General features: G+C 66.0%; 21 protein-coding genes. 8 read left to right on the top strand and 13 right to left on the bottom strand.

Annotated elements, in window-relative coordinates; all coding sequences use genetic code 11:
• Positions 1–13: 13 nt before the first annotated feature.
• Positions 14–1,123, bottom strand: coding sequence for a 23S rRNA (adenine(2503)-C(2))-methyltransferase RlmN (gene rlmN / locus ABZ789_RS00610; RefSeq protein ID WP_358417413.1), 1,110 nt, complete (start codon positions 1,121–1,123; stop codon positions 14–16).
• A gap of 86 nt (positions 1,124–1,209) precedes the next feature.
• Here rlmN and ABZ789_RS00605 point away from each other — a divergent pair, with 86 nt between their 5' ends.
• A complete protein-coding gene (locus ABZ789_RS00605; protein ID WP_358418184.1) occupies positions 1,210–2,073 on the top strand; it encodes a CoA ester lyase in 864 nt (287 codons plus the stop codon).
• Positions 2,074–2,085: 12 nt separating this feature from the next.
• On the opposite strand, the gene ABZ789_RS00600 is transcribed toward ABZ789_RS00605, so the two are convergent.
• The 6 genes from ABZ789_RS00600 to rpsB form a co-directional block, all read right to left on the bottom strand.
• Positions 2,086–2,835 (bottom strand): class I SAM-dependent methyltransferase, encoded by a 750-nt coding sequence (locus ABZ789_RS00600; protein WP_358417410.1) that lies wholly within the window; start codon positions 2,833–2,835, stop codon positions 2,086–2,088.
• A gap of 7 nt (positions 2,836–2,842) precedes the next feature.
• Positions 2,843–3,781 carry a phosphatidate cytidylyltransferase gene (locus ABZ789_RS00595; protein ID WP_358417407.1) on the bottom strand — a complete coding sequence of 313 codons (939 nt, stop codon included), beginning with the start codon at positions 3,779–3,781 and terminating at the stop codon, positions 2,843–2,845.
• A 2-nt stretch (positions 3,782–3,783) separates the two neighbouring features.
• Positions 3,784–4,341 carry a ribosome recycling factor gene (gene frr, locus ABZ789_RS00590; RefSeq protein ID WP_358417404.1) on the bottom strand — a complete coding sequence of 186 codons (558 nt, stop codon included), beginning with the start codon at positions 4,339–4,341 and terminating at the stop codon, positions 3,784–3,786.
• A 28-nt stretch (positions 4,342–4,369) separates the two neighbouring features.
• Entirely contained in the window at positions 4,370–5,098 is a 729-nt protein-coding gene (gene pyrH, locus ABZ789_RS00585; RefSeq protein ID WP_358417402.1) for a UMP kinase, read from the bottom strand.
• 197 nt (positions 5,099–5,295) lie between these two features.
• A complete protein-coding gene (gene tsf, locus ABZ789_RS00580) occupies positions 5,296–6,120 on the bottom strand; it encodes a translation elongation factor Ts (protein ID WP_358417399.1) in 825 nt (274 codons plus the stop codon).
• A 130-nt stretch (positions 6,121–6,250) separates the two neighbouring features.
• Entirely contained in the window at positions 6,251–7,075 is an 825-nt protein-coding gene (gene rpsB, locus ABZ789_RS00575) for a 30S ribosomal protein S2 (protein WP_358417396.1), read from the bottom strand.
• Between the two features lie 308 nt (positions 7,076–7,383).
• Between rpsB and ABZ789_RS00570 the strand changes: the two genes are divergently transcribed.
• Positions 7,384–7,890, top strand: coding sequence for a M23 family metallopeptidase (locus ABZ789_RS00570; RefSeq protein WP_358417393.1), 507 nt, complete (start codon positions 7,384–7,386; stop codon positions 7,888–7,890).
• A 22-nt stretch (positions 7,891–7,912) separates the two neighbouring features.
• Here the strand turns inward: ABZ789_RS00570 and ABZ789_RS00565 are convergent, their stop codons facing one another.
• The gene (locus ABZ789_RS00565; RefSeq protein WP_358417390.1) at positions 7,913–9,313 is read right to left on the bottom strand and encodes an AAA family ATPase; all 1,401 of its coding nucleotides are present in this window, start codon (positions 9,311–9,313) and stop codon (positions 7,913–7,915) included.
• A gap of 64 nt (positions 9,314–9,377) precedes the next feature.
• The gene (locus tag ABZ789_RS00560; RefSeq protein ID WP_358417387.1) at positions 9,378–10,316 is read right to left on the bottom strand and encodes a tyrosine recombinase XerC; all 939 of its coding nucleotides are present in this window, start codon (positions 10,314–10,316) and stop codon (positions 9,378–9,380) included.
• Positions 10,317–10,401: 85 nt separating this feature from the next.
• On the opposite strand from ABZ789_RS00560, the gene ABZ789_RS00555 reads away from it, so the two are divergent.
• Positions 10,402–11,565: a multidrug effflux MFS transporter gene (locus ABZ789_RS00555; RefSeq protein WP_358418181.1), complete on the top strand. Its 1,164-nt coding sequence runs from the start codon at positions 10,402–10,404 to the stop codon at positions 11,563–11,565.
• A 16-nt stretch (positions 11,566–11,581) separates the two neighbouring features.
• On the opposite strand, the gene ABZ789_RS00550 is transcribed toward ABZ789_RS00555, so the two are convergent.
• Positions 11,582–12,364 (bottom strand): siderophore-interacting protein, encoded by a 783-nt coding sequence (locus tag ABZ789_RS00550; RefSeq protein ID WP_358417384.1) that lies wholly within the window; start codon positions 12,362–12,364, stop codon positions 11,582–11,584.
• A gap of 96 nt (positions 12,365–12,460) precedes the next feature.
• Between ABZ789_RS00550 and ABZ789_RS00545 the strand changes: the two genes are divergently transcribed.
• Together ABZ789_RS00545 and ABZ789_RS00540 are read left to right on the top strand one after the other, a co-directional pair.
• Positions 12,461–12,724 carry a hypothetical protein gene (locus ABZ789_RS00545; RefSeq protein ID WP_358417381.1) on the top strand — a complete coding sequence of 88 codons (264 nt, stop codon included), beginning with the start codon at positions 12,461–12,463 and terminating at the stop codon, positions 12,722–12,724.
• Positions 12,725–12,797: 73 nt separating this feature from the next.
• Positions 12,798–14,138 carry a ClC family H(+)/Cl(-) exchange transporter gene (locus ABZ789_RS00540; protein WP_358417378.1) on the top strand — a complete coding sequence of 447 codons (1,341 nt, stop codon included), beginning with the start codon at positions 12,798–12,800 and terminating at the stop codon, positions 14,136–14,138.
• A 10-nt stretch (positions 14,139–14,148) separates the two neighbouring features.
• On the opposite strand, the gene dprA is transcribed toward ABZ789_RS00540, so the two are convergent.
• From dprA to ABZ789_RS00525, 3 genes are read right to left on the bottom strand one after another with little or no spacing between them, the layout of a single operon-like run.
• Positions 14,149–15,279: a DNA-processing protein DprA gene (dprA, locus tag ABZ789_RS00535; protein WP_358417375.1), complete on the bottom strand. Its 1,131-nt coding sequence runs from the start codon at positions 15,277–15,279 to the stop codon at positions 14,149–14,151.
• Positions 15,276–15,359, bottom strand: a complete 84-nt coding sequence (locus ABZ789_RS00530; RefSeq protein WP_358418178.1) for a hypothetical protein — start codon at positions 15,357–15,359, stop codon at positions 15,276–15,278. The genes dprA and ABZ789_RS00530 overlap by 4 nt, the downstream gene beginning before the upstream one ends.
• Positions 15,360–15,396: 37 nt before the next feature.
• Entirely contained in the window at positions 15,397–16,464 is a 1,068-nt protein-coding gene (locus ABZ789_RS00525; RefSeq protein ID WP_358417372.1) for a DUF2971 domain-containing protein, read from the bottom strand.
• A 148-nt stretch (positions 16,465–16,612) separates the two neighbouring features.
• On the opposite strand from ABZ789_RS00525, the gene ABZ789_RS00520 reads away from it, so the two are divergent.
• The 3 genes from ABZ789_RS00520 to ABZ789_RS00510 all read left to right on the top strand — a co-directional run bounded on the left by ABZ789_RS00520 (position 16,613) and on the right by ABZ789_RS00510 (position 19,895).
• Positions 16,613–17,089, top strand: coding sequence for a hypothetical protein (locus ABZ789_RS00520; RefSeq protein WP_358417370.1), 477 nt, complete (start codon positions 16,613–16,615; stop codon positions 17,087–17,089).
• A 338-nt stretch (positions 17,090–17,427) separates the two neighbouring features.
• On the top strand, positions 17,428–18,945 hold the full coding sequence (locus tag ABZ789_RS00515) for an Eco57I restriction-modification methylase domain-containing protein (protein ID WP_358417367.1): 1,518 nt from the start codon (positions 17,428–17,430) through the stop codon (positions 18,943–18,945).
• The gene (locus ABZ789_RS00510) at positions 18,942–19,895 is read left to right on the top strand and encodes a BsuBI/PstI family type II restriction endonuclease (RefSeq protein ID WP_358417364.1); all 954 of its coding nucleotides are present in this window, start codon (positions 18,942–18,944) and stop codon (positions 19,893–19,895) included. The genes ABZ789_RS00515 and ABZ789_RS00510 overlap by 4 nt, the downstream gene beginning before the upstream one ends.
• The last annotated feature ends 3 nt before the right edge of the window (positions 19,896–19,898 follow it).

Here is a 19,898-nt window from a genome sequence, read left to right as displayed (position 1 = left end):
GCGTCGAGCCCCCTCAGTTCTCTGCGGCGAGCTGACCGCAGGCTGCGGCGATCTCCTGACCCCGCGTGTCGCGCACGGTGCACGACACGCCCTGAGCCTGCACGCGGCGCACAAACTCACGCTCGACGTCCTTGGGGCTGGCATCCCATTCACTACCCGGCGTCGGATTGAGCGGGATCAGGTTCACGTGCACGAGGGATCCGAGTGCCTTGTGCAGCTTCTTGCCGAGCATGTCGGCGCGCCACGGCTGGTCGTTGACGTCGCGGATGAGGGCGTACTCGATCGAGACGCGACGACCGGTCTTGTCGGCGTAGTAGCGTGCCGCTTCGAGCACTTCGGCGACCGACCACCGGTTGTTCACCGGAACCAGGGTGTCGCGCAGTTCGTCGTCCGGGGTATGCAGCGACACTGCGAGGGTGACGCTGAGCCCTTCGTCGGCGAGGCGCCGGATGGCCGGCGCCAGTCCGACCGTGGACACCGTCACCGAACGCTGGGACAGACCGAGGCCTTCGGGCGCCGGCGACGTGATGCGCCGGACCGCTGCAACCACCCGCTTGTAGTTGGCGAGCGGCTCCCCCATACCCATGAACACGACGTTCGACAGACGTCCCGGTCCGCCTGCGACCTCCCCGTCCCGCAGATCCGCTGCTGCCGACCGGACCTGGTCGACGATCTCGGCCGTGCTCAGGTTGCGATCGAGTCCTCCCTGACCGGTCGCGCAGAACGGGCAGGCCATGCCACAGCCGGCCTGACTGGAGATACAGAGTGTGGCGCGGTCGGGATACCGCATCAGTACGCTTTCGAGCAGCGTGCCGTCGTGGGCGCGCCACAGCGTCTTGCGTGTCTCTCCTCCGTCGCACGCGATGTGCTTGACCGCGGTGAGCAGTGAGGGGAACAACGCCTCGCCGACCTTCTCACGGACCGAAGCGGGCAGATCGGTCATCTTCGCGGGATCCGCTTCGAGCCGCCCGTAGTACTGCCGGGCGAGCTGGTCTGCACGGAAGGCGGGAAGCCCCAGTTCGCGCACCGCCTCCCGGCGCTGGTCGGCGTCGAGGTCGGCAAGATGACGCGGAGGCAGCCCGCGCTTGGGTGCATCGAAGACGAGGGGCAGAGAAGAAGCCATAATCACCCATTGTCCCATGGTTCGGGACCGAGCGGTCCGGGCGTGGCTGTGATGCTCGCCCCGCCGGCCCGAGGCGGATCGCGGACATCCGGCGGCGGGAATGCGAGGAGCATGGACCACATGACCGGTCCGTCGCACCCGAAGTCGCGCGTTCATGGCTGCTCGTCCCGGGCCACTCTCCCGACCTCTTCGACGCTGCCGCTCACTCCCCCGCCGATGCGGTGGTGCTCGATCTCGAGGACGCGGTGCCCGCTGGAATCAAACCTGCGGCACGCAATGACGTCGTCGAGTGGTTGTGCGGGGGCGGACATGCCTGGGTGCGCATCAACGACGCGACAACTCCGTTCTGGGCCGACGATCTCGCCTCGCTCTCGGTCGTCCCGGGTCTGAGAGGTGTCATGCTCGCAAAGGCCGAGAGCGGCAATCAGGTCGAAGCCACCGCAGACGCGCTTGCTTCCGGCACGCGCATCCTCGTGTTGATCGAATCCGCAACCGGGCTCGAGGCCGTCCCCGAGATCGCCCGAGCCGAAGGAACGTTCCGCCTGGTCTTCGGAAGCGGCGACTTCCGACGCGATACCGGCATGAGCGACGCTCGGATCGCGCTGGCGTACGCCAGGTCCCGGCTGGTGATCACGAGCCGCGCGGCGCGGCTGCCGGGGCCGATCGACGGTCCCACCCTCAGCGACGACCCCGACGTGCTGACACGTGAGGCCGAGCTGACCCGGTCGATGGGTATGACCGGCAAGTTGTGCATGACCGCCGAACGCGCGTCGTATGCGAACACCGCCATGGCTCCGAACAGCGCGGAAATGGACTGGGCGGAAGGCGTGATCGATCGCGTGGGGGCGGACGGCCGGAACGTGCGCGACGGCAGCGACCTGCCCAACCTCGCGAAGGCGAAAAGAATCACCGAACTCGCGAGGATGTTCGGTATCGGCCGATCTCGCTGATCCGGTCCCGGCTCACCCGAGTTCGAGACCGGCGGGCCTGCGGCGTATGTGCAGGCGGTAACGGACGGTCAGCGTGGTGCCGGGTGTCTCGCGGAGCGCTCGCGCCGCTATGCGCGGCCCGAACTCGATCCCGAGCACGCGCTGGAGCGTCGCACGGTCCGGGAACTCCCACAGTGTGTCGATCCGGCGCAGTTCGAAACCCTGGGCCTCGAAGAACGTCTCGACGGACGCCGGATCGTAATGCGGCAGGTCGGCGCGCATCCACGTGCCGTAGGGATGGGCCGTGGCGTCGAGATCGATGACGGCCAGTGTGCCCCCGGGACGCAGCACACGCATCGCCTCGAGGATTCCCGGCCCGCAGCCGGGGCCGAAGAAGTAGGCCGTGCGGGCGTGCACCAGGTCCACGGAGGCGTCGGGGATCGGCATTGCCGCGGCCGAGCCCTCCGCCACGGTTACGCCCGGGAGATGCCGCACGCGGGTGCGCGCCGCCGCGACCAGTGGCGGATGAGGTTCTATCCCGGTCACCGTCCGCGCGTCGGACGCGAACATCGGGAGGTGGAAACCGGAACCGCTTCCGACGTCGACGACGTCGGATGCGGTCCAGTCCGCGCTCTCCCGCAGCGCCGCATACACGGCGCCGCGAGGGTCCTGGGCGCGATTCTCCTCTTCGTACACCTCCGGCCAGTGCCAGATGTTGGGGCTGGCGATGACACCGCGGTCCGCTTCCCGGTTGCCCGCCCGCCACATCGATGTGCGCAACATCCCGTGACTACACGAAGACGGTCAGGATCAACCAGGTGACGAAGGCGGACGGCAGGATCGAGTCGAGCCGATCCATGATGCCGCCGTGCCCGGGCAGCAGCGTGCCCATGTCCTTGATTCCGAGATCCCGTTTGACCTGCGATTCGATCAGGTCGCCCGCCGTAGCCGTGAGTACGAGCACCGAGCCGAGCAGCACACCGACCCACCATGGACCCTCGAGCAGCAAGGTGACCGTGAGAATCCCTGCTGCGACGCACGCCACGAGCGACCCGCCGAATCCTTCCCAGGACTTCTTCGGGCTGATCGCCGGCACCATCGGGTGCTTGCCGAACAGCACACCGGCCGCATAACCGCCGATGTCCGACGCCACACACACGAGCATCAGGCAGAACACGCGCTGCGCGCCCTGATCCTCGAGAACCATGAGGGTCGCGAAGGAGGCGAGCAGCGGCAACCAGGCGGCGACAAAGACCGCAACCGCGGTGTCGCGCAGATAGTTGCGCGGCTGCGCGGCGAGACCGTGGTCGAACAGGCGCCACAACATGGTCGACACGACGGTGCCCGCGAAGGCACCGAGCACACCCGTCGTTCCGTAGGGCCACCCGAGCCAGATGATCGCCTGGCCGCCGGCCAGCAGCGGCACTCTGGGGACGAGCACGTCGGCTTCGCGCAGTCGCTTGGTGACTTCCCAGGTTGCGATACCGATCGCGGCCGCGACGACCGCCAGCCACGCCGTCGGGGCGAACAGCAGGATCCCGATGACGAGCGCACCGAGGCTGCCGCCGACCGCGAAGGCGGCCGGAAGATCGCGTCCCGCGCGCGACGGTGCCTTCACCGGCGCCGACACTGTATCGGCCACCGGTGCCGGGTCTACAGGGGTGGCATCGGAATCGGTTCCGGTGCCGAGTGGAAGCTGCGGGTCGGGGGACCCGTCGGCTCGACCCACTGTCAGACCTCCATCAGTTCGGCTTCCTTGTGCTTGATCAACTCGTCGATCTGACCGACATACTTCGCAGTCGTCTTGTCGAGCTCCTTCTCGGCGCGGTTCACGTCGTCCTCGCCTGCCTCGCCGTCCTTCTGGATGCGGCCGAGTTCTTCCATCGCCTTGCGACGCACGTTACGCACCGCCACCTTGGCGTCCTCGCCCTTGGCCTTGGCCTGCTTGACGAGTTCACGGCGACGCTCCTCGGTCAGCTGCGGGACCGAGATGCGGATGATGTTGCCGTCGTTGGTGGGGTTGACCCCGAGATCGGAATTGCGGATCGCGGTCTCGATCGCGTTCAGCTGCGAGGCCTCGTAGGGCTTGACGATGACCATGCGCGCTTCGGGAACGTTGATGCTGGCGATCTGAGTGATCGGGGTAGGGGAACCGTAGTAGTCGACCACGATCCGGTTGAACATGCCCGGGTTCGCACGACCGGTCCGAATGCCACCCAGATCGTCCCGGGCCACCGTGACGGCCTTTTCCATCTTCTCTTCGGCTTCGAAGAGGGCTTCATCGATCACGGCAGTTCCTCCATGTTCCGTTGTCCGTTCATGACCGTACGAGTGTTCCGATCTTCTCACCGGCGATGGCTCGAGCGATATTGCCCTTGGTCAGCAGATTGAAGACCATGATCGGCATGGCGTTGTCCATGCACAGGCTGAAGGCGGTCGCGTCGGCGACCTTGAGGCCCTTTTCGATCACCTCTCGGTGGGTGATCTCCTCGAACAACACTGCATCCGGGTTGGTGCGCGGGTCGTCGGAGTACACGCCGTCCACGGCCTTCGCCATGAGCACGACTTCGGCCCCGATCTCGAGGGCGCGCTGCGCCGCAGTGGTGTCGGTGGAGAAGTACGGCATACCCATGCCGGCGCCGAAGATGACCACGCGTCCCTTCTCGAGGTGCCGACGTGCACGCAGGGGCAGATAGGGTTCGGCCACCTGCCCCATCGTGATCGCGGTCTGCACACGGGTATCGATCCCCTGCTTCTCCAGGAAATCTTGCAGTGCAAGAGAATTCATCACGGTGCCGAGCATGCCCATGTAGTCCGAACGGGCCCGTTCGAGACCGCGCTGCTGGAGTTCTGCGCCGCGGAAGAAGTTGCCCCCACCGATAACGACTGCGACCTCGGCGCCACCGCGCACGACCTCCGCGATCTGCTCGGCTACCGTCGTCACCACATCCGGGTCGAGTCCGACCTTGCCGCCGCCGAACATCTCGCCGCCGAGCTTGAGCAGTACCCGGCGGAATCCGGGCCGATCGTGGGCGTGGTCGGACATGACTCTCCTCTGGTTGCGCATGAATCGGCCCTTATCATCCTGCCTCATCCGCCCGAAGGAACCGAGACCGGGCGGAATCGACACGCCACACCTGTCACCACGCACCGTACGCGGGTGCCTCCGGGCCGCGAGGCGGCGTGGCCCGACACACCTCGACCCCGCCGATCACGAACCGGCGGGGTCGAGAAGTGGAAGAACTAGCTGGCGCCGACCTCGAAACGCACGAAGCGGACGACGTTCGCACCGGCCTCGTCGAGGATGGCCTTGACGGTCTTCTTCGAGTCCGTCACGGACGCCTGCTCGAGGAGAACGACGTCCTTGAAGTAGCCGTTGACCCGGCCTTCGACGATCTTCGGCAGGGCCTGCTCCGGCTTACCCTCGGCCTTGGCGGTCTCCTCGGCGATACGACGCTCGTTGGCGACGATGTCCTCGGGAACCTCGTCACGAGTGACGTATTTGGCCTTCAGTGCAGCGATCTGCATGGCAGCGGCGCGAGCGGCCTCGGCAGCGGCGTCACCCTCACCGGTGTACTCGACGAGCACGCCGACCGACGGCGGCAGGTCGGATGCACGCTTGTGCAGGTAGACGGCGGTCTGGCCGTCGAACGCAGCGACGCGACGCAGCTCGAGCTTCTCGCCGATCTTCGCGGACAGCTCCTGGACGAGGGCATCGACGGTCTTGCCGTCGACCTCGACCGCCTTGAGCGCATCGACGTCGGCCGGGCGGGCCTGTGCGGCAGCGGCGACGACCTTCTCGGCGAGCGCCTTGAACTCGTCGTTCTTCGCGACGAAGTCGGTCTCGGAGTTCAGCTCGACCAGCACGCCGTCCTTGGCGACGACGAGGCCCTCGGCGGTGGAGCGCTCTGCACGCTTACCCACATCCTTGGCGCCCTTGATGCGCAGCTGCTCGACGGCCTTGTCGAAGTCGCCGTCGTTGTCGGCGAGAGCATTCTTGCAGTCCAGCATTCCGGAGCCGGTGAGCTCACGGAGACGCTTGACGTCGGCGGCGGTGTAGTTCGCCATGGAAGCGAGCCTCCTGTGTCTGTGGTGGAAAAAGTCTCTGGTTGCAGCCCGGTGCACGAACGGACTCGGACTGCGAAGCGACGGCCCCGACCATGATCTCTCGATCGCGCGGTCGGGGCCGGGCAACGAATCAGGCCTCGGGGGCTGCGTCCGCTGCGGGTGCTTCGGCGTCGGCGGCCGGGGTGGCCTGCGCGAGCAGTTCCTGCTCCCACTCGGCGAGCGGCTCGGCACCGGCCTCGGGCTTCGCCTCGGCGTCGCTGCTCTTGCCGGCGCGGGCCTGCAGGCCCTCGGCGACGGCGGAGGCGACGACCTTGGTCAGCAGCGCCGCGGAACGGATCGCGTCGTCGTTACCCGGGATCGGGTAGTCGACGAGGTCCGGATCGCAGTTGGTGTCGAGGATCGCGATGACCGGGATGTTCAGCTTGCGGGCCTCACCGACGGCGATGTGCTCCTTGTTGGTGTCGACGACCCAGATCGCCGACGGAACCTTCGCCATGTCGCGGATGCCGCCGAGGGTGCGCTCCAGCTTGTTCTTCTCACGCGTGAGCATGAGGATTTCCTTCTTGGTGCGTCCCTCGAAGCCGCCGGTCTGCTCCATCGACTCGAGCTCCTTCAGGCGCTGCAGGCGCTTGTGGACCGTCGAGAAGTTGGTCAGCATGCCGCCGAGCCAGCGCTGGTTCACGTAGGGCATGCCCACGCGGGTGGCCTCTTCGGCGATGGACTCCTGAGCCTGCTTCTTGGTGCCGACGAACAGGACCGTTCCACCGTGGGCGACAGTCTCCTTGACGAACTCGTACGCCTTGTCGATGTACGTCAGGGTCTGCTGCAGGTCGATGATGTAGATGCCGTTGCGGTCGGTGAAGATGAACCGCTTCATCTTCGGGTTCCAGCGACGGGTCTGGTGACCGAAGTGGGCGCCGCTGTCCAGCAGCTGCTTCATTGTTACGACAGCCATGGCTGTTGTCTCTCTTTCGTGTCGGTTGCCGCGGGAGATCTTCCGATCCCCGCCCTGGCGTCCACATGCCCGTCGAACCCTTTCGGGACCGGCCGACGGCCATTTCCGGCGCAACCCGGAGAAACGGGTCGGCACCGATGCGCGGACGCGCGAAGTCGATCTGCGTATACAGACCGCCCGACAAGTGTACGCGGCCCGGACACGGATCCCTAACCGGGAGGCATCCGGGCTGTGGAGCGATCGGAGTTGTCCACAGATCGCCGAAACCCTCTGGCGGCAACCCTTGCGGATCACGACGCTGACAAACCATGTCCCCTGCCACGCACCTCCGCTCGATTCCGGTCGTCGCGATCACCGTGCTCATCGTGCTGGCGGCCGTCCCGGGTACCGGGTCCGCCGACGCCGAGCGGTTCGGCTGGCCGCTCGATCCTCGCCCCACCGTGACCCGGCAATTCGCCCCACCCGAGCACGACTGGCTTCCCGGCCACCGCGGTGTCGACCTCGAAGCACGCACCGGACAGACGGTCGCGGCCGCGGGTGACGGCATCGTCGCGTTCGCCGGCACGGTCGCCGGGAAACCCGTCGTGTCGGTCGATCATCCGGGCGGTCTGCGCACCACCTACGAACCCGTTGCGGCGACGGTCGCCGCAGGTCGCCGGGTGACGAAAGGCGACCCGATCGGCACGGTCGTCGGCGGCCACGAGGGGTGTCCGTCCGCGGCCTGCCTGCACTGGGGACTGCGCCGCAGCCGCGACGACTACCTCGACCCACTCCCCCTCGTGCGACGGCCGGTGATCCGGCTGCTACCGGTGTGAGCCGAGGCGCGGTGTCCGCCCGCTACCGTCCGGCGTGGCGACCCGACAACGCCGGAAAGTCGTCGGCGACCATCGCGGCGAGTCCGACGAACGCGGCACGCGTCGCGGGTCGCAGGCGCTCGAGATCGATCTCGGCTCCCTCGGCGAGATGCTCGTCGAAGGGCAGCACCGTCACCGCCCGGCACCGCGCGAGGAAGTGAGCGGTCAAGGCGTCCATATCGATACTCGCCGAACCCGGCCGCGGCGAACTGATCACCACGACCGTGCGCTCGACCAGTTCCGTGTAGCCGTGTGCCTGGAGCCAGTCGAGTGTGGCGGCCGCGCTGCGTGCCGCATCGACCGCGGGAGAGGCGACGAGCACCAGGGTGTTCGCCAGATCCAGCACCCCCCGCATGGCCGAATGCATGATCCCGGTTCCGCAGTCGGTGAGGATGACGTTGTAGTAGACCTGCAGGATGTCGACGACGCGGCGATAATCGTCCTCGCTGAACGCCTCCGACGCGGCGGGATCACGTTCGCTCGCGAGCACCTCGAGCCGGCTCGGCGCCTGCGATGTATGGGCGCGCACATCGGAATATCGGCAGATTCCGGCAGCATTCGCCAGCAGATCCCGCACCGTCGAGGTGGTCTGCAACGGGACCCTTTGGGCGAGGGTTCCGAAGTCGGGATTCGCGTCGACGGCGATGACACAGTCGCCGCGCAACGACGCGAACGTCGATCCGAGCCCGACCGTCGTAGTGGTCTTTCCTACCCCACCCTTCAGTGACAGCACCGCGATCCGGTAGTCACCCGAGATCGGCTGGCGGATGCGGGCGACGAGTTCGTCGTGCCGGTCGCTGTTGCCCCCGTCGAGTCGGCCCCCGGTGAGCCTGCTCATGCTCTCCCGCCATCGACCGGACGCCCGTCGGGACCTACGTACGAGTACACCCGACGCGAGATCGACGTTCGACGGTCGATGATCGAGGCGCTGCGAGGCGGGCAGCATTGTCGGCTCCACACCGTCCGCCGGCCCGGGTTCGGGGTCCGGTGTGGGGAGTTCGGGCCCGGGGCCCGGAGCTACAGGCTCGGGGTCGATGTGGGCCTCCCGCTCGCTCACGCGGAGCGTCGAGTCCTCGGGTTCTGCCGGAGGCGGCATCGGCGCCGGGTCGGGCACGAGTGCCTGCTCCGCGCCGTCGGTCTCCGGCTGCTCGGACGTGGCGGCGGCACGGGGCGGTAGCACCATCCCGAATGGCACGGAGGCCGTCATCTCGAGCGGGGCCGAGGGAGCCTGCGAGGGCGCGCTGTCGCCGGGTGGTGCGGACGAACCGGTGGTCTCGGCTCCGCGAGAAGCGCGGCGGAAACCGCGGCGGGTGGTGTCGGACTCGGATTCCGGTCGTTCCTGCAGCCAAGCGGGCACGGCAGGACTCGGATCGTTGCGTCTCATCTGTTCCCCCGATTCGATGGTGCCGGGGCACGCTATCAAACCTGCAGGGGCCTTCGGCGCACGATCAGGAGCGGGGGTGGGCCTGCTCGTGAGCCGCGCGCAGCCGAGCCACCGAGACGTGGGTGTAGAGCTGGGTGGTGGCCAGACTCGAGTGGCCCAGTACCTCCTGGACCACCCGCAGATCTGCTCCCCCTTCGAGCAGATGCGTCGCGGCGCTGTGGCGCAGACCGTGCGGCGCGAGGTCGGGAGCACCGGGCACCGAGGAGACGGCTTCGTGCACCACCGACCGGACCTGCCGCTGATCGATTCGCCCGCCGCGTTTGCCCAGCAGCAATGCGGCTCCCGAAGACGGGCGTGCGAGGTGAGGGCGACCGTGACGCAGCCACGCGTCGAGCGCGTCGGCGGCAGGTGCTCCGTAGGGGACGATCCTCTCCTTGTCACCCTTGCCGACGACCCGCAGGACCCTCCGGTCGGCGTCGACGTCCCCGAGGTCGACTGCGCACAGCTCACCTACTCGAATGCCGGTCGCGTACAACAGTTCTACGATGGTGCGATCGCGTAGGGCGACGGGATCGAGTTCCCGGGCACCGGATTCTGCGGCCTCCATGATCTGCAGCGCCTGATCGTCGCGCAGCACCGCGGGCAACGTCCGATGCGGACGCGGCGACACGAGTCGCGTTGCGGGGTCGGTGTCGAGCCGGTGGGTGCGAACGAGCCAGGCCGTGAACACCCGTGCCGACGACGTCCGCCGCGCGAGCGTGGTGCGCGCGGCGCCTGCTTCCACCATCCCGGCCAGCCACGATCGCAGCAGGTCGAGATCGAGTTCGGTGATGCGCGCCTCCGGATTCCGCTCCTCAAGGTGGCGCAGCAGCGAACGGATGTCGGTGGAATAGGCGCGGATCGTGTGCTGCGAGCGGTTACCCTCGAGGCGCAGATGGTCGAGGAAGTCGCCGAGGTGCACGGCCAGGGGCGCGGGAAGATCGTCCGGTCCGTCGCTTCGCATGGTCCTACCGTGCGCTGTCGGTGCCGCGAACGCAACGAACCCCGCCGATTAAAGTACTTTTGTGAACAAAATGATTCCGGTGCCGATGCTGTGCGCATTGGCGCTGCTGTCTGCGACAGCACCGCTCGCCACCGACATGTACCTCCCCGGACTTCCCGTGATGGCGGAGAGCCTGGGAAGCACGACGGTCGGGGTCCAGTTGACCCTCACGACATTCATGGCCGGCCTCGGCCTGGGTCAGCTCCTGGTGGGTCCGCTTTCCGACAGCTGGGGACGGCGCCGGCTGATTCTCACCGGCACTGTCGTGCTCGCGTTGAGCAGCGCGATCTGCGCCATGGCACCCACCGTGGAGGTTCTGATCGCGGCGCGGCTGATCCAGGGATTCAGCGGTGGTACCGGAATCGTCCTGGCCCGTGCGGTCATCGCCGACAGGGCGAAGGGCAACCAGGCAGCGAAGCTGTTCAGCCTCATGATGATCATCGGAGGCATTGCCCCCGTCGTCGCTCCGCTGCTCGGTGGGGCCCTGCTCGGCCCGATCGGATGGCGCGGGATCTTCTGGGTGCTCACAGCCCTGGCGATCGCGATGGCGCTCGGCGCACTACTGTTCGTTCCCGAGACCCTGCCGCCCGAGAGGCGGCACGGCGGCGGGCTGAAGATCATGGCCGGAAACTTCGGCTACGTCCTGTCCAAGCGCCGTTTCGTCGGCTACGCAGCGGCGATGGCGCTGGGCTTCGGCGCGATGTTCTCGTATATCTCGGCGTCGCCGTTCATCACGCAGGACATCCTCGGTCTGAGCCCCGGCCAGTTCTCCCTCGTGTTCGCCGTCAACTCGGTCGGACTCGTTCTGAGCAACGTCGTCAACACCCGCCTCATCGGGCGGTTCGAGGTACGGACGCTGTTGCTCTTCGGCGTGACCACCATGTTCACCGCAGGCGTCCTGCTCCTGTCGGCGATGATCTTCATCGGATACGTCGCGGCTCTGATCCTGCCGCTGCTGTTCGTCGCCGTCAGCATGGTCGGCATGACCCTGGGCAACGCCACCGCCCTCGCCCAGTCGCAGGTCCCGAAGGCCGCGGGGACCGGTTCCGCCGTGATCGGCGCATCCCAGTTCGGTCTCGCCGCCGCCGTCTCCCCCCTCGTGGGCCTCGGCGGCGAAGGCACCGGCATACCGATGGCGGTCGCGATCGTGGTCTGCTCGGGCCTCGCACTCACCTCGGTCACATTGCTGGCGCGCGAGTCCACGAGCTGACGAGCGTCTACGGCGGTCAGCTGCCCTCCACCGCGGCCAGTTCGCTCTTCCACACCCGGAATCCCTCCTCGGTGCGTCCGCGACGCCAGTAGCCCGAGATCGACGCCCGCGCCGAGGGCACGGCCCGTTCCTTCCGCAGATACGGCCGAATGTGTTTCATGACCGCCTCGGCCTCCCCGTGCACGAAGACCTGCACATCGCCGTCGGGCCAGGGCATCGCCTTCACCGCTGCGACGAGCGGTGCACCGGCGTCGATCAGATCGGCATCGGCGTCACCGGCCGCAACGCCGCGATGGAGCCAGACGATGTCCACGCCTTCCGGAGCGGCGAGCTTCATCTCGTCGGCGGGACCGGCGACCTCCAGGAAGACCGCCCCACGCGCATCACCGGGAAGGTCTTCGAGCGCCGCCGCGATCGCCGGGATCGCCGTCTCGTCGCCGGCGAGCAGGTGGAAGTCGGCGGAGGGATCCGGGCGGTATCCGCCGCCCGGGCCTCGCACCACGACCTGCGCACCCTGCTGCACGGATCGCGCCCACGGTCCCGCGACACCTTCGTCCCCGTGAACGACGAAGTCGATCCAGATCTCCCGGGCAGCCCGGTCGACACGCCGCACCGTGTACGTGCGGATCACGGTCTCGTCGCCCACCGGCAGTTCGATCTTCACGTAGCTGTCGGTCTCGGGGCGGGCCGGAAACGCATCGAATCCGTCGCCACCGAGCACGACTCGAACGAAGTGCTCGCCGATCGGCTCGGTTCGCAGGACCGTGAGTGTCGTCGACGTGGGAGCTTTCCGGACCACTGGACCTCCTATTAGGGTTACCTATCCTCGGTCACCGTACTCCCTGCCGGGGTACGGCGGGGAAGTGTGGGCAGCGAAGGCTCTAGGCTCGAAAGCATGAGCACCACCGCAGCCGAGATCGCCACCTGGATGACCGACATCATCACCACCGAGCGCAGAGTCACCCAGACCGATATGGTCGACGCGATCGAAGCGAAGTTCGGGTCCGACTGGATCTACGTGAACGACAACGGCCACCCGTCGATCGACCGGGCGATACTGAAGGAGTTCCGCAAAGCTCATCGTGGTGGTGTGAAGTGGGACCGTGAGGCCCGCAGTTGGTACATCGAGGCATCCACACCCGAGGAAGCCACAGACTGATCGTGTGCCGCCGGGCACGCCCCGCCGTCGGTGAGGCGGACCCGAGGAGCTGACATCGTGGTTCGGAGACGACGTGACGGAACCCGAAGACTCCACGGAGGAACGGCCCGCTCCTCCGTACGCGTTGCCGATCATCTGCCTGCTCGCCGCGGCCGCCGGAGTCGTCACCGGGTTTGTGGGCGGCGTGTTCCGCTGGTGTCTCGAATGGGCCGACGGCCGGCGGCTGCACCTGACGGAGTGGACCCACGACCTGCCCGGCCCGGGCTGGTTGATACCGGCCGGGATCACCGCCCTCTGTGCCGCCCTGGCAGCGATGATCGTCCGGCACGTGCCCTTGGCGTCGGGAAGCGGCATCCAGCACGTCGAGGCCGTCGCCCGTAGACAGGCCGATCCTCCCCCGTTCGCGATCCTCCCCGCCAAGTTCGTCGGCGGACTTCTCGCCATCGGCTCCGGACTCGTACTGGGCCGGGAGGGGCCGATCGTACACATGGGTGCCGCGGTCGGTGCCGAGGCCGGTCGCCGCGCGCGCATGAGCATCGAGGACGTCCGTCTGCTCCAGTCCTCGGTCGCCGGCGCAGGACTGGCCGTGGCGTTCGGAGCGCCCGTCGCCGGCGCTCTGTTCGCCCTGGAAGAAGTGACGCACACGCTCCGCCTTCGCATGGTCGTTCCCACCATGTTCGCGGTAGCAACCGGAGTGGGATGCTCACGCCTGGTCATCGGCGACCTTCCCGACTTCGCCACCGACCAGGTCCGATCCCAGCCCCTGGCCTTGCTACCCCTCTTCGTGGTGTTCGGGCTGTTCACGGGCCTCTTCGGCGCTGCCTACAACCGGATGATCATGTCCTCCTTGCGGGTGGTCGATTCGATCCGTTCACTCCCACCGGTCGTGAAGGCCGCCGTGATCGGCGGAGCCGTGGGAATGGCGGGAAGTGCCGCTCCGTGGGCCGCCGGCGGCGGGGACGCCCTGGTTCAGCACATCGTCGCGGGGAGCACGCTCGCTCTTCCCGTGGTAGCGCTGTACGTTCTGGTGCGTTTCGTCGCAGGACCTGTGTCCTACACGGCGGGGACCCCGGGTGGCCTCTTCGCCCCGATGCTCGCCCTCGGCGCGTTGTGGGGTGTGCTGTTCGCCGGGCTCTGCGCGGCGCTGATACCCGGCGTCGATTCCTCCATCACCGTTCCGATGGCTCTCGTGGGGATGGCGACGCTGTTCGGTGCGTCGGTTCGGGCACCCCTCACGGGCGTCGTGCTCATCATGGAGATGACCGCAGTAACCAGTGTTGCCGTTCCGATGCTGGTCGCCACAGCCTGTGCGGTCGTCGTCACCGAGGCTGTGGGCAGTGTTCCCATCTACGACAGCCTTCGGACCCGCATGCTCGAATCCTTCGAGTCCGGGCCCCGCGCCGAGGGACGGTGATAGCCACCGCTCATGTACGTCGCCAGCCCCCATCCGTAGATTCCACGAACCCCTCGAGTTCGAGCATGGGCAACGCCGCCCGCACCCGATCTGCAGGCAGGCCGGCAGATTCGGCCAAGTCGGTGGGACTGCAATTACCCGTGCCAGGAAACGCCTCGTAGACCATGGCCATGTCGCCGGACAGACCGTCGAGCGCCCGCGTGAAGTGCGCGTCCCGATCATCGTCCCGTTCCAGGAGCTTGCCGCATTCGTCGACGACGTCGCGAGCCGTACCGATCAGACGGGCTTCCCCCTCCCTGATCATGCGGTGGCATCCTTGCGAAGCCGCCGATGTCACCGGTCCGGGCACCGCCATGACCGGTCGTCCGAGTCTCCTCGCCCACGCCGCAGTGTTCCGCGCGCCGCTGCGCCAACCCGCCTCGACGACGACCGTGCCACCCGACAACGCTGCGATCAGGCGGTTCCGGGCGAGAAACCGGTACCGCGCCGGAGTGGTGCCCGGCGGATACTCACTGACCACCAGACCCGATTCGGAGATGCGCCGCAACATCGTCGTGTGCGCCGCCGGGTACGCCCGGTCGACACCGCAGGCGAGGATCGCGACCGTCGCGCCGCCGACACCGAGAGCCGCCCGGTGGGCAGCCGCATCGACACCGAAAGCCGCACCCGAGACGACGGTCCAGCCGTCGGCCGCGAGGTCACCGGATATTTCGGCGGTCACGTGCTCGCCGTAGCCGCTCGCGGCACGGGTACCGACGATGCCGACGGCACGTTCGGCCAACTCGTCGAGTCGGCGGCTCCCCCACACCCACAGCGCGAGCGGCGGCCCCTCCGCGTCGGTCGCAGTATCGAGCGTGCCGAAGCCGAGCATCTGCCATGCAGGCCATTCGTCATCGTCGGGTGTCACCAACCGCCCTCCGACGCGGCCCAGGCGTTCGAGATCGTCTGCCGCGGTGTCGAGATGAGCCCGGACCGCGTAACGCGAGGCGAACTCGTCGCGAGGCGAACCCGAGCGGATCGCGGCGGCGACCTCGAGCACGCCGCAGGCATCGATCGCCGCCGACAGCGACCGTGACGCACCCTGTGCGACCGTGGACAGATAGGCCCACGCCAGGCGGCGTTCGTCCGGCTTCTCGTTCACGCGACGCCCCGATCCCGGAAGTCGAGGGCGGCGGCGACATGAGTCGCCGAGGGCGAGCCGAGACCTTCGAGGTCGCTCAGCGTCCACGCGACCCGCAGTGCTACGGATTAGCAGAGGTCAGGGACGATACGGAGCGTCCGAGGTCAGCACCTTGACGTCGTGATGCCCGTATCGAGCCAACGCTTGCTGCGCCATCAAGACTCGTAGATCGGTTTCCTCACCCGGTCCCACTCGAACACTCGTGATCGCGCCCTCAGGGACCTTGAGACGTAGATAGGGAAGAACTCCCCCAACTCCACCGGCACGAAAGTCCGGTACCAACTCAGCGACATTCTCGTACTCCTCGGAGAGGATCAATCGCCACTCCCGCTCTTCCTCGAACGCCTTGTGCTTGACGGTTGCGAGCTCAGGGAACTTCGGCCCGAAACTCCCTAGGTACGGTTTTTCATCCGAGACCGGGTTACCGGATTTCCGCGCTTCTTCGTTTTGTTCGAGAATCTGAGCAACAGTCAACATCCGTTTTCCGATCTGGCGATAAAGACGGGCGACCTGCTCTTTTCCTCCTTTTTCTCCGTACAAGACTCTCTGCGGCTCGCCGATCAGTGGACCGGACTCACCCACCCGCACCTGCGACAGCGCTTCATACCGGAAACCGATTGCATAACCCCTTCCCCCGGCATAGCCACGCCACTGACCGAGCGAGTCCGGTTCGGTGGTGAAGCACGCTGCATAGGTGTTCGGACCACCTTGGTGCCGCGACCTCGCTACCTTGGCAAACGACGAGGCCAGCTTGTACATCAACCTTGCTCCGTGTGGGTAGGGGCCGTTCCCTCCCTTCGGATCGAAATTTTCCCTCATCCATTGAGGGAGCCCACTCACGCTCGGAGCTGTGGAGAGTTCCGGTGTCTTCCAAGAAACAAATTCGTCTCCGAACTTTTTACATTCCTCGGCAACTAGACCGGCCGCGTATTCGATTTCCTGCGCGTCGTTCATGCACCTGACTTCGGAGGCCCATATTTCCTCCTTGTCAAGAACTCCAAGGAACCCAACTGCGTCGGTGTAGTGGTACAAGATGTCGGGCTTTTCCTGAGGCTCTTTCTCTTCCTCTTCGAGATCGGCCAGAATCTCCTCTGGACTCCTCCCCTCATATGCGTCAAGCCCTTTTGTCCACTCAGGCGTCGTCACGTGTGTTGGCCTTCCGAGAGATCAATCGGTCGGCGACAGTCTCTCTTAGGACACGCTCCACCACTTCGAAGCCCCTCCTCAGCCCCGCCCGTGACCTCCGACACGGACAGACCGGGCTCACACCTTTGCTGCGGATGTCTCGGTAGGCATGCATGATGTCGCAGTGATTGCGACTCTTGCCCAGGCAGCGAACGACACCGTGCCTGCAACCGGCGGCACCCAGTGGTGGCCGGGCACGCTCGTCCCTATCGGCGTCGTGATGGCCGCCGTCATCGCGGGCTACTTCGGGGGACGAAACGCCCGCAAGACCCCACACGAAAAACTCGCGGCCCTTGCGGACATTTACGACAAGTTGGCGAATCACCCCTCGGACTTTCCCGAGAGGTTCGAGATGCTACGGGTAGCGATCGCGCATGAGGTTGACAACATCGAGAAACTTCGCCGTGCGGCGCAACAAGGCCGGGTCGCGTACCTGAAGGAGCGGTTCCGGCTGGCAACTTCAGCCGGTGGTGGCTTTGCATCGCTAGCACTGTTCATCGGGTTCGCCCTTTTTGTCGCTATCTGGACGAGTGTCCTTGAGCCGCCCGTGCTTGAGTGGCTCATAGGTCTTCGATCGGACAGGTAGAACTGGGACGAGCCTCGCAGAGCGTCGGACAACGTCGAGCGTGGTTAGTCCCACACGGACCACCGGCAGGCTTTTAGCACCGAGAGGTCGCGACGATTCTGGAAATCCGAGTCGATCGCTTAAACACCCTGTGCCCTGACCTCAGGTGTTAGCGGCAAGGGTTCTTTCGGATGAAGGTGATGGCAGCACGATGTCCGACTCGTCACTGCCCAGCCGGCGAGCGATCAGTGGTCACGGTCTTGCGGCGTCCACGACCGGTAGGCGTACCTGCCGGAGCTCCGGTACCGACTTCCGGCGTCCTCGCAGAGGCTGTCTGCGTGGCCGCATATCGTGTTGGCGTGGATGACACCCTGATGAGCCGGACCGAAACGCGCCGCAAAGCAGCCCTCGCAACGTTGGACTCGACAACCCAAGCGAAGCTCGGTCAGTTTTTCACTCCGGAGCGCGCAGCAGAATTGATCGCTACTTTCCCGCGCCTTCCCAAGTCCGGCCGACTACGGGTTCTCGATCCCGGTGCTGGCGCGGGGTCACTGGCAGCAGCACTCGTCAGCCGCGTACTTGAGGAGTCTCCACACCTCACTCTCGAGATCGTCGCTGTCGAGCTCGATCCCGGGGTGCATCCGTACTTGGCCGAGACCTTGGCGGACTGCGAGCGCTACGGACAGGCTCAGGGCACCTCAGTCTCGACTGTCCTCGTCAAGGGGGATTACATCGACTTGAGCGACGGCGGTGTTGACTCCGACGCCGCGTTAACCGAGCCGTTCGACATCGTGGTGATGAATCCCCCTTATGCGAAACTCGCGGCGAGTTCCCCCCAGCGCAAAGCGCTGATCAGTCAGGGCGTCGACTGCCCCAATCTCTATGCCGCGTTTCTCGCGCTCGGCACGGCAGCTCTCGGGGCAGGTGGCCAACTGGTAGCGATCACTCCCCGCTCGTTCGCGAACGGACCCTACTTCGCACAGTTCCGGAAGTACTTGCTGCGAAACGTCGCTGTAGACCGCCTTCACACCTTCGAATCACGGTCGACCGTCTTCGCCGACACGGGAGTCCTTCAGGAAAACATCATCCTTTCGGCCACCCGAGAAGGTGTCCGGGATAAGGTCCGCCTGACTGCCAGCAACGGACACACGGATGAAGGCACCGAACACGTCGTGGATTACACCGACTTGGTTCACCCTAACGACCCCCATCAGTTCTTGAGAATCGCGTCGGGTGACGAAGCCACTGAGGTCGCCGAGCAGATGGCCTCCCAACCTGATACGACGGCGACGCTAGGAATTCAGGTCTCGACCGGGAAGGTGGTGGACTTCCGCTCGCGTGAGAATCTGCGCGAGGCAGTGGAGGAGAACTGCGTGCCCCTCATCTACCCCGGCAACGTCCGAGGCGGAGTGATCGAGTGGCCACGTGAGATTCGCAAACCGCAAGGCTTCGCCCTGACCGGTCCGGCGTCTGAGAAACTCCTACTTCCTTCAGGGTGCTACGTGGTCGTTAAGCGGTTCTCGGCGAAGGAAGAGCGCCGTCGCATCGTCGCCGGCATCTGGGACCCCGCCACCAACGGCGAGACACCCGTTGCGTTCGAGAACCACTTGAACATCGTCCATAAGGGCGGACAGGGACTGGATCGCCCCCTAGCTATCGGACTGAGCCTATGGCTCAACAGCACCCTCGTCGACAAGTTCTTCCGCATGTTCTCCGGACACACACAGGTCAACGCCACTGACCTCCGCTCGCTCCGATTCCCCGACCTCGACACCCTTCGAGCGCTCGGCACCAACGTTCCCGCTAGCCTTCCTGATCAAGAAGAGGTCGACGCGCTCGTAGAGAAGCACGTCCGCGGATCAGAGGCGGTTGCATGAGTACCCAGATTGACGAACGTGTCGAGAAGACCCGTCAGCTCCTCGACGATCTGGGTTTCGACGACGAGCGCAGCAACGAGCGTTCGGCACTCGTCTTACTCGCTCTGCTTCATATGACCCCCACGACCCCGTGGAGCGAAGCCACCAGCCCGATGTTAGGGACGCGAGCGATCATGGACTGGATCGCTGAGCACTACGAGAAGGAATACAAGCCCAACACCCGCGAGACCGTCCGACGGTTCACGCTTCATCAGTTCGTAGACGCCAGCCTCGTCGAACTCAACCCCGATAAGCCGGATCGTCCGGTGAACTCACCCAAAACCGTGTATCAGGTGCATCCTCGGGCTCTCGAAGTCATACGAGCCTGGGGGACGTCCGCGGCACCCGGCCTTCTCAAGGCCTACATGGCTGACGTTCCGAGTCTCAGGCAGCAGTACGCAGCGGCACGAGAGATGAATCGCATCCCCGTTACCCTGCCGGACGGCAAACCGCTCACTCTCAGTCCCGGTGGGCAAAACGTCCTTATCAAGGAGATGGTCGAGGACTTCTGTTCGTACTACACCCCTGGTGGACAGGTCCTGTACGTCGGAGACGCCGACGAGAAATGGGCGGTCTTCGAGGAAAGCCAGCTCGCCGGCCTCGGGGTCACTGTCGACCACCACGGCAAGATGCCTGACCTCGTGGTCTATCTTCCGGGCAAGAACTGGCTCGTCCTGCTCGAAGCAGCATCGACGCATGGCCCTGTCGACGCTAAACGGCACGGAGAGCTGAAGAAGCTGTTCGCCGGATCAACAGCGGGATTGGTCTATGTCTCGTGCTTCCCGTCGAGAGCAGAGATGCGGAAATACCTCGCCGAGATCGCATGGGAGACCGAAGTGTGGTGTGCCGACAACCCCACCCATCTGATCCATTTCAACGGTGAGCGATTCCTCGGACCGTACGACGAATAGAGG

It is taken from the genome of Rhodococcus sp. NPDC047139, assembly GCF_040643435.1.
Taxonomy (GTDB): Bacteria; Actinomycetota; Actinomycetes; order Mycobacteriales; family Mycobacteriaceae; genus Rhodococcus.
This window is presented reverse-complemented; position numbering and strand designations above follow the sequence as displayed.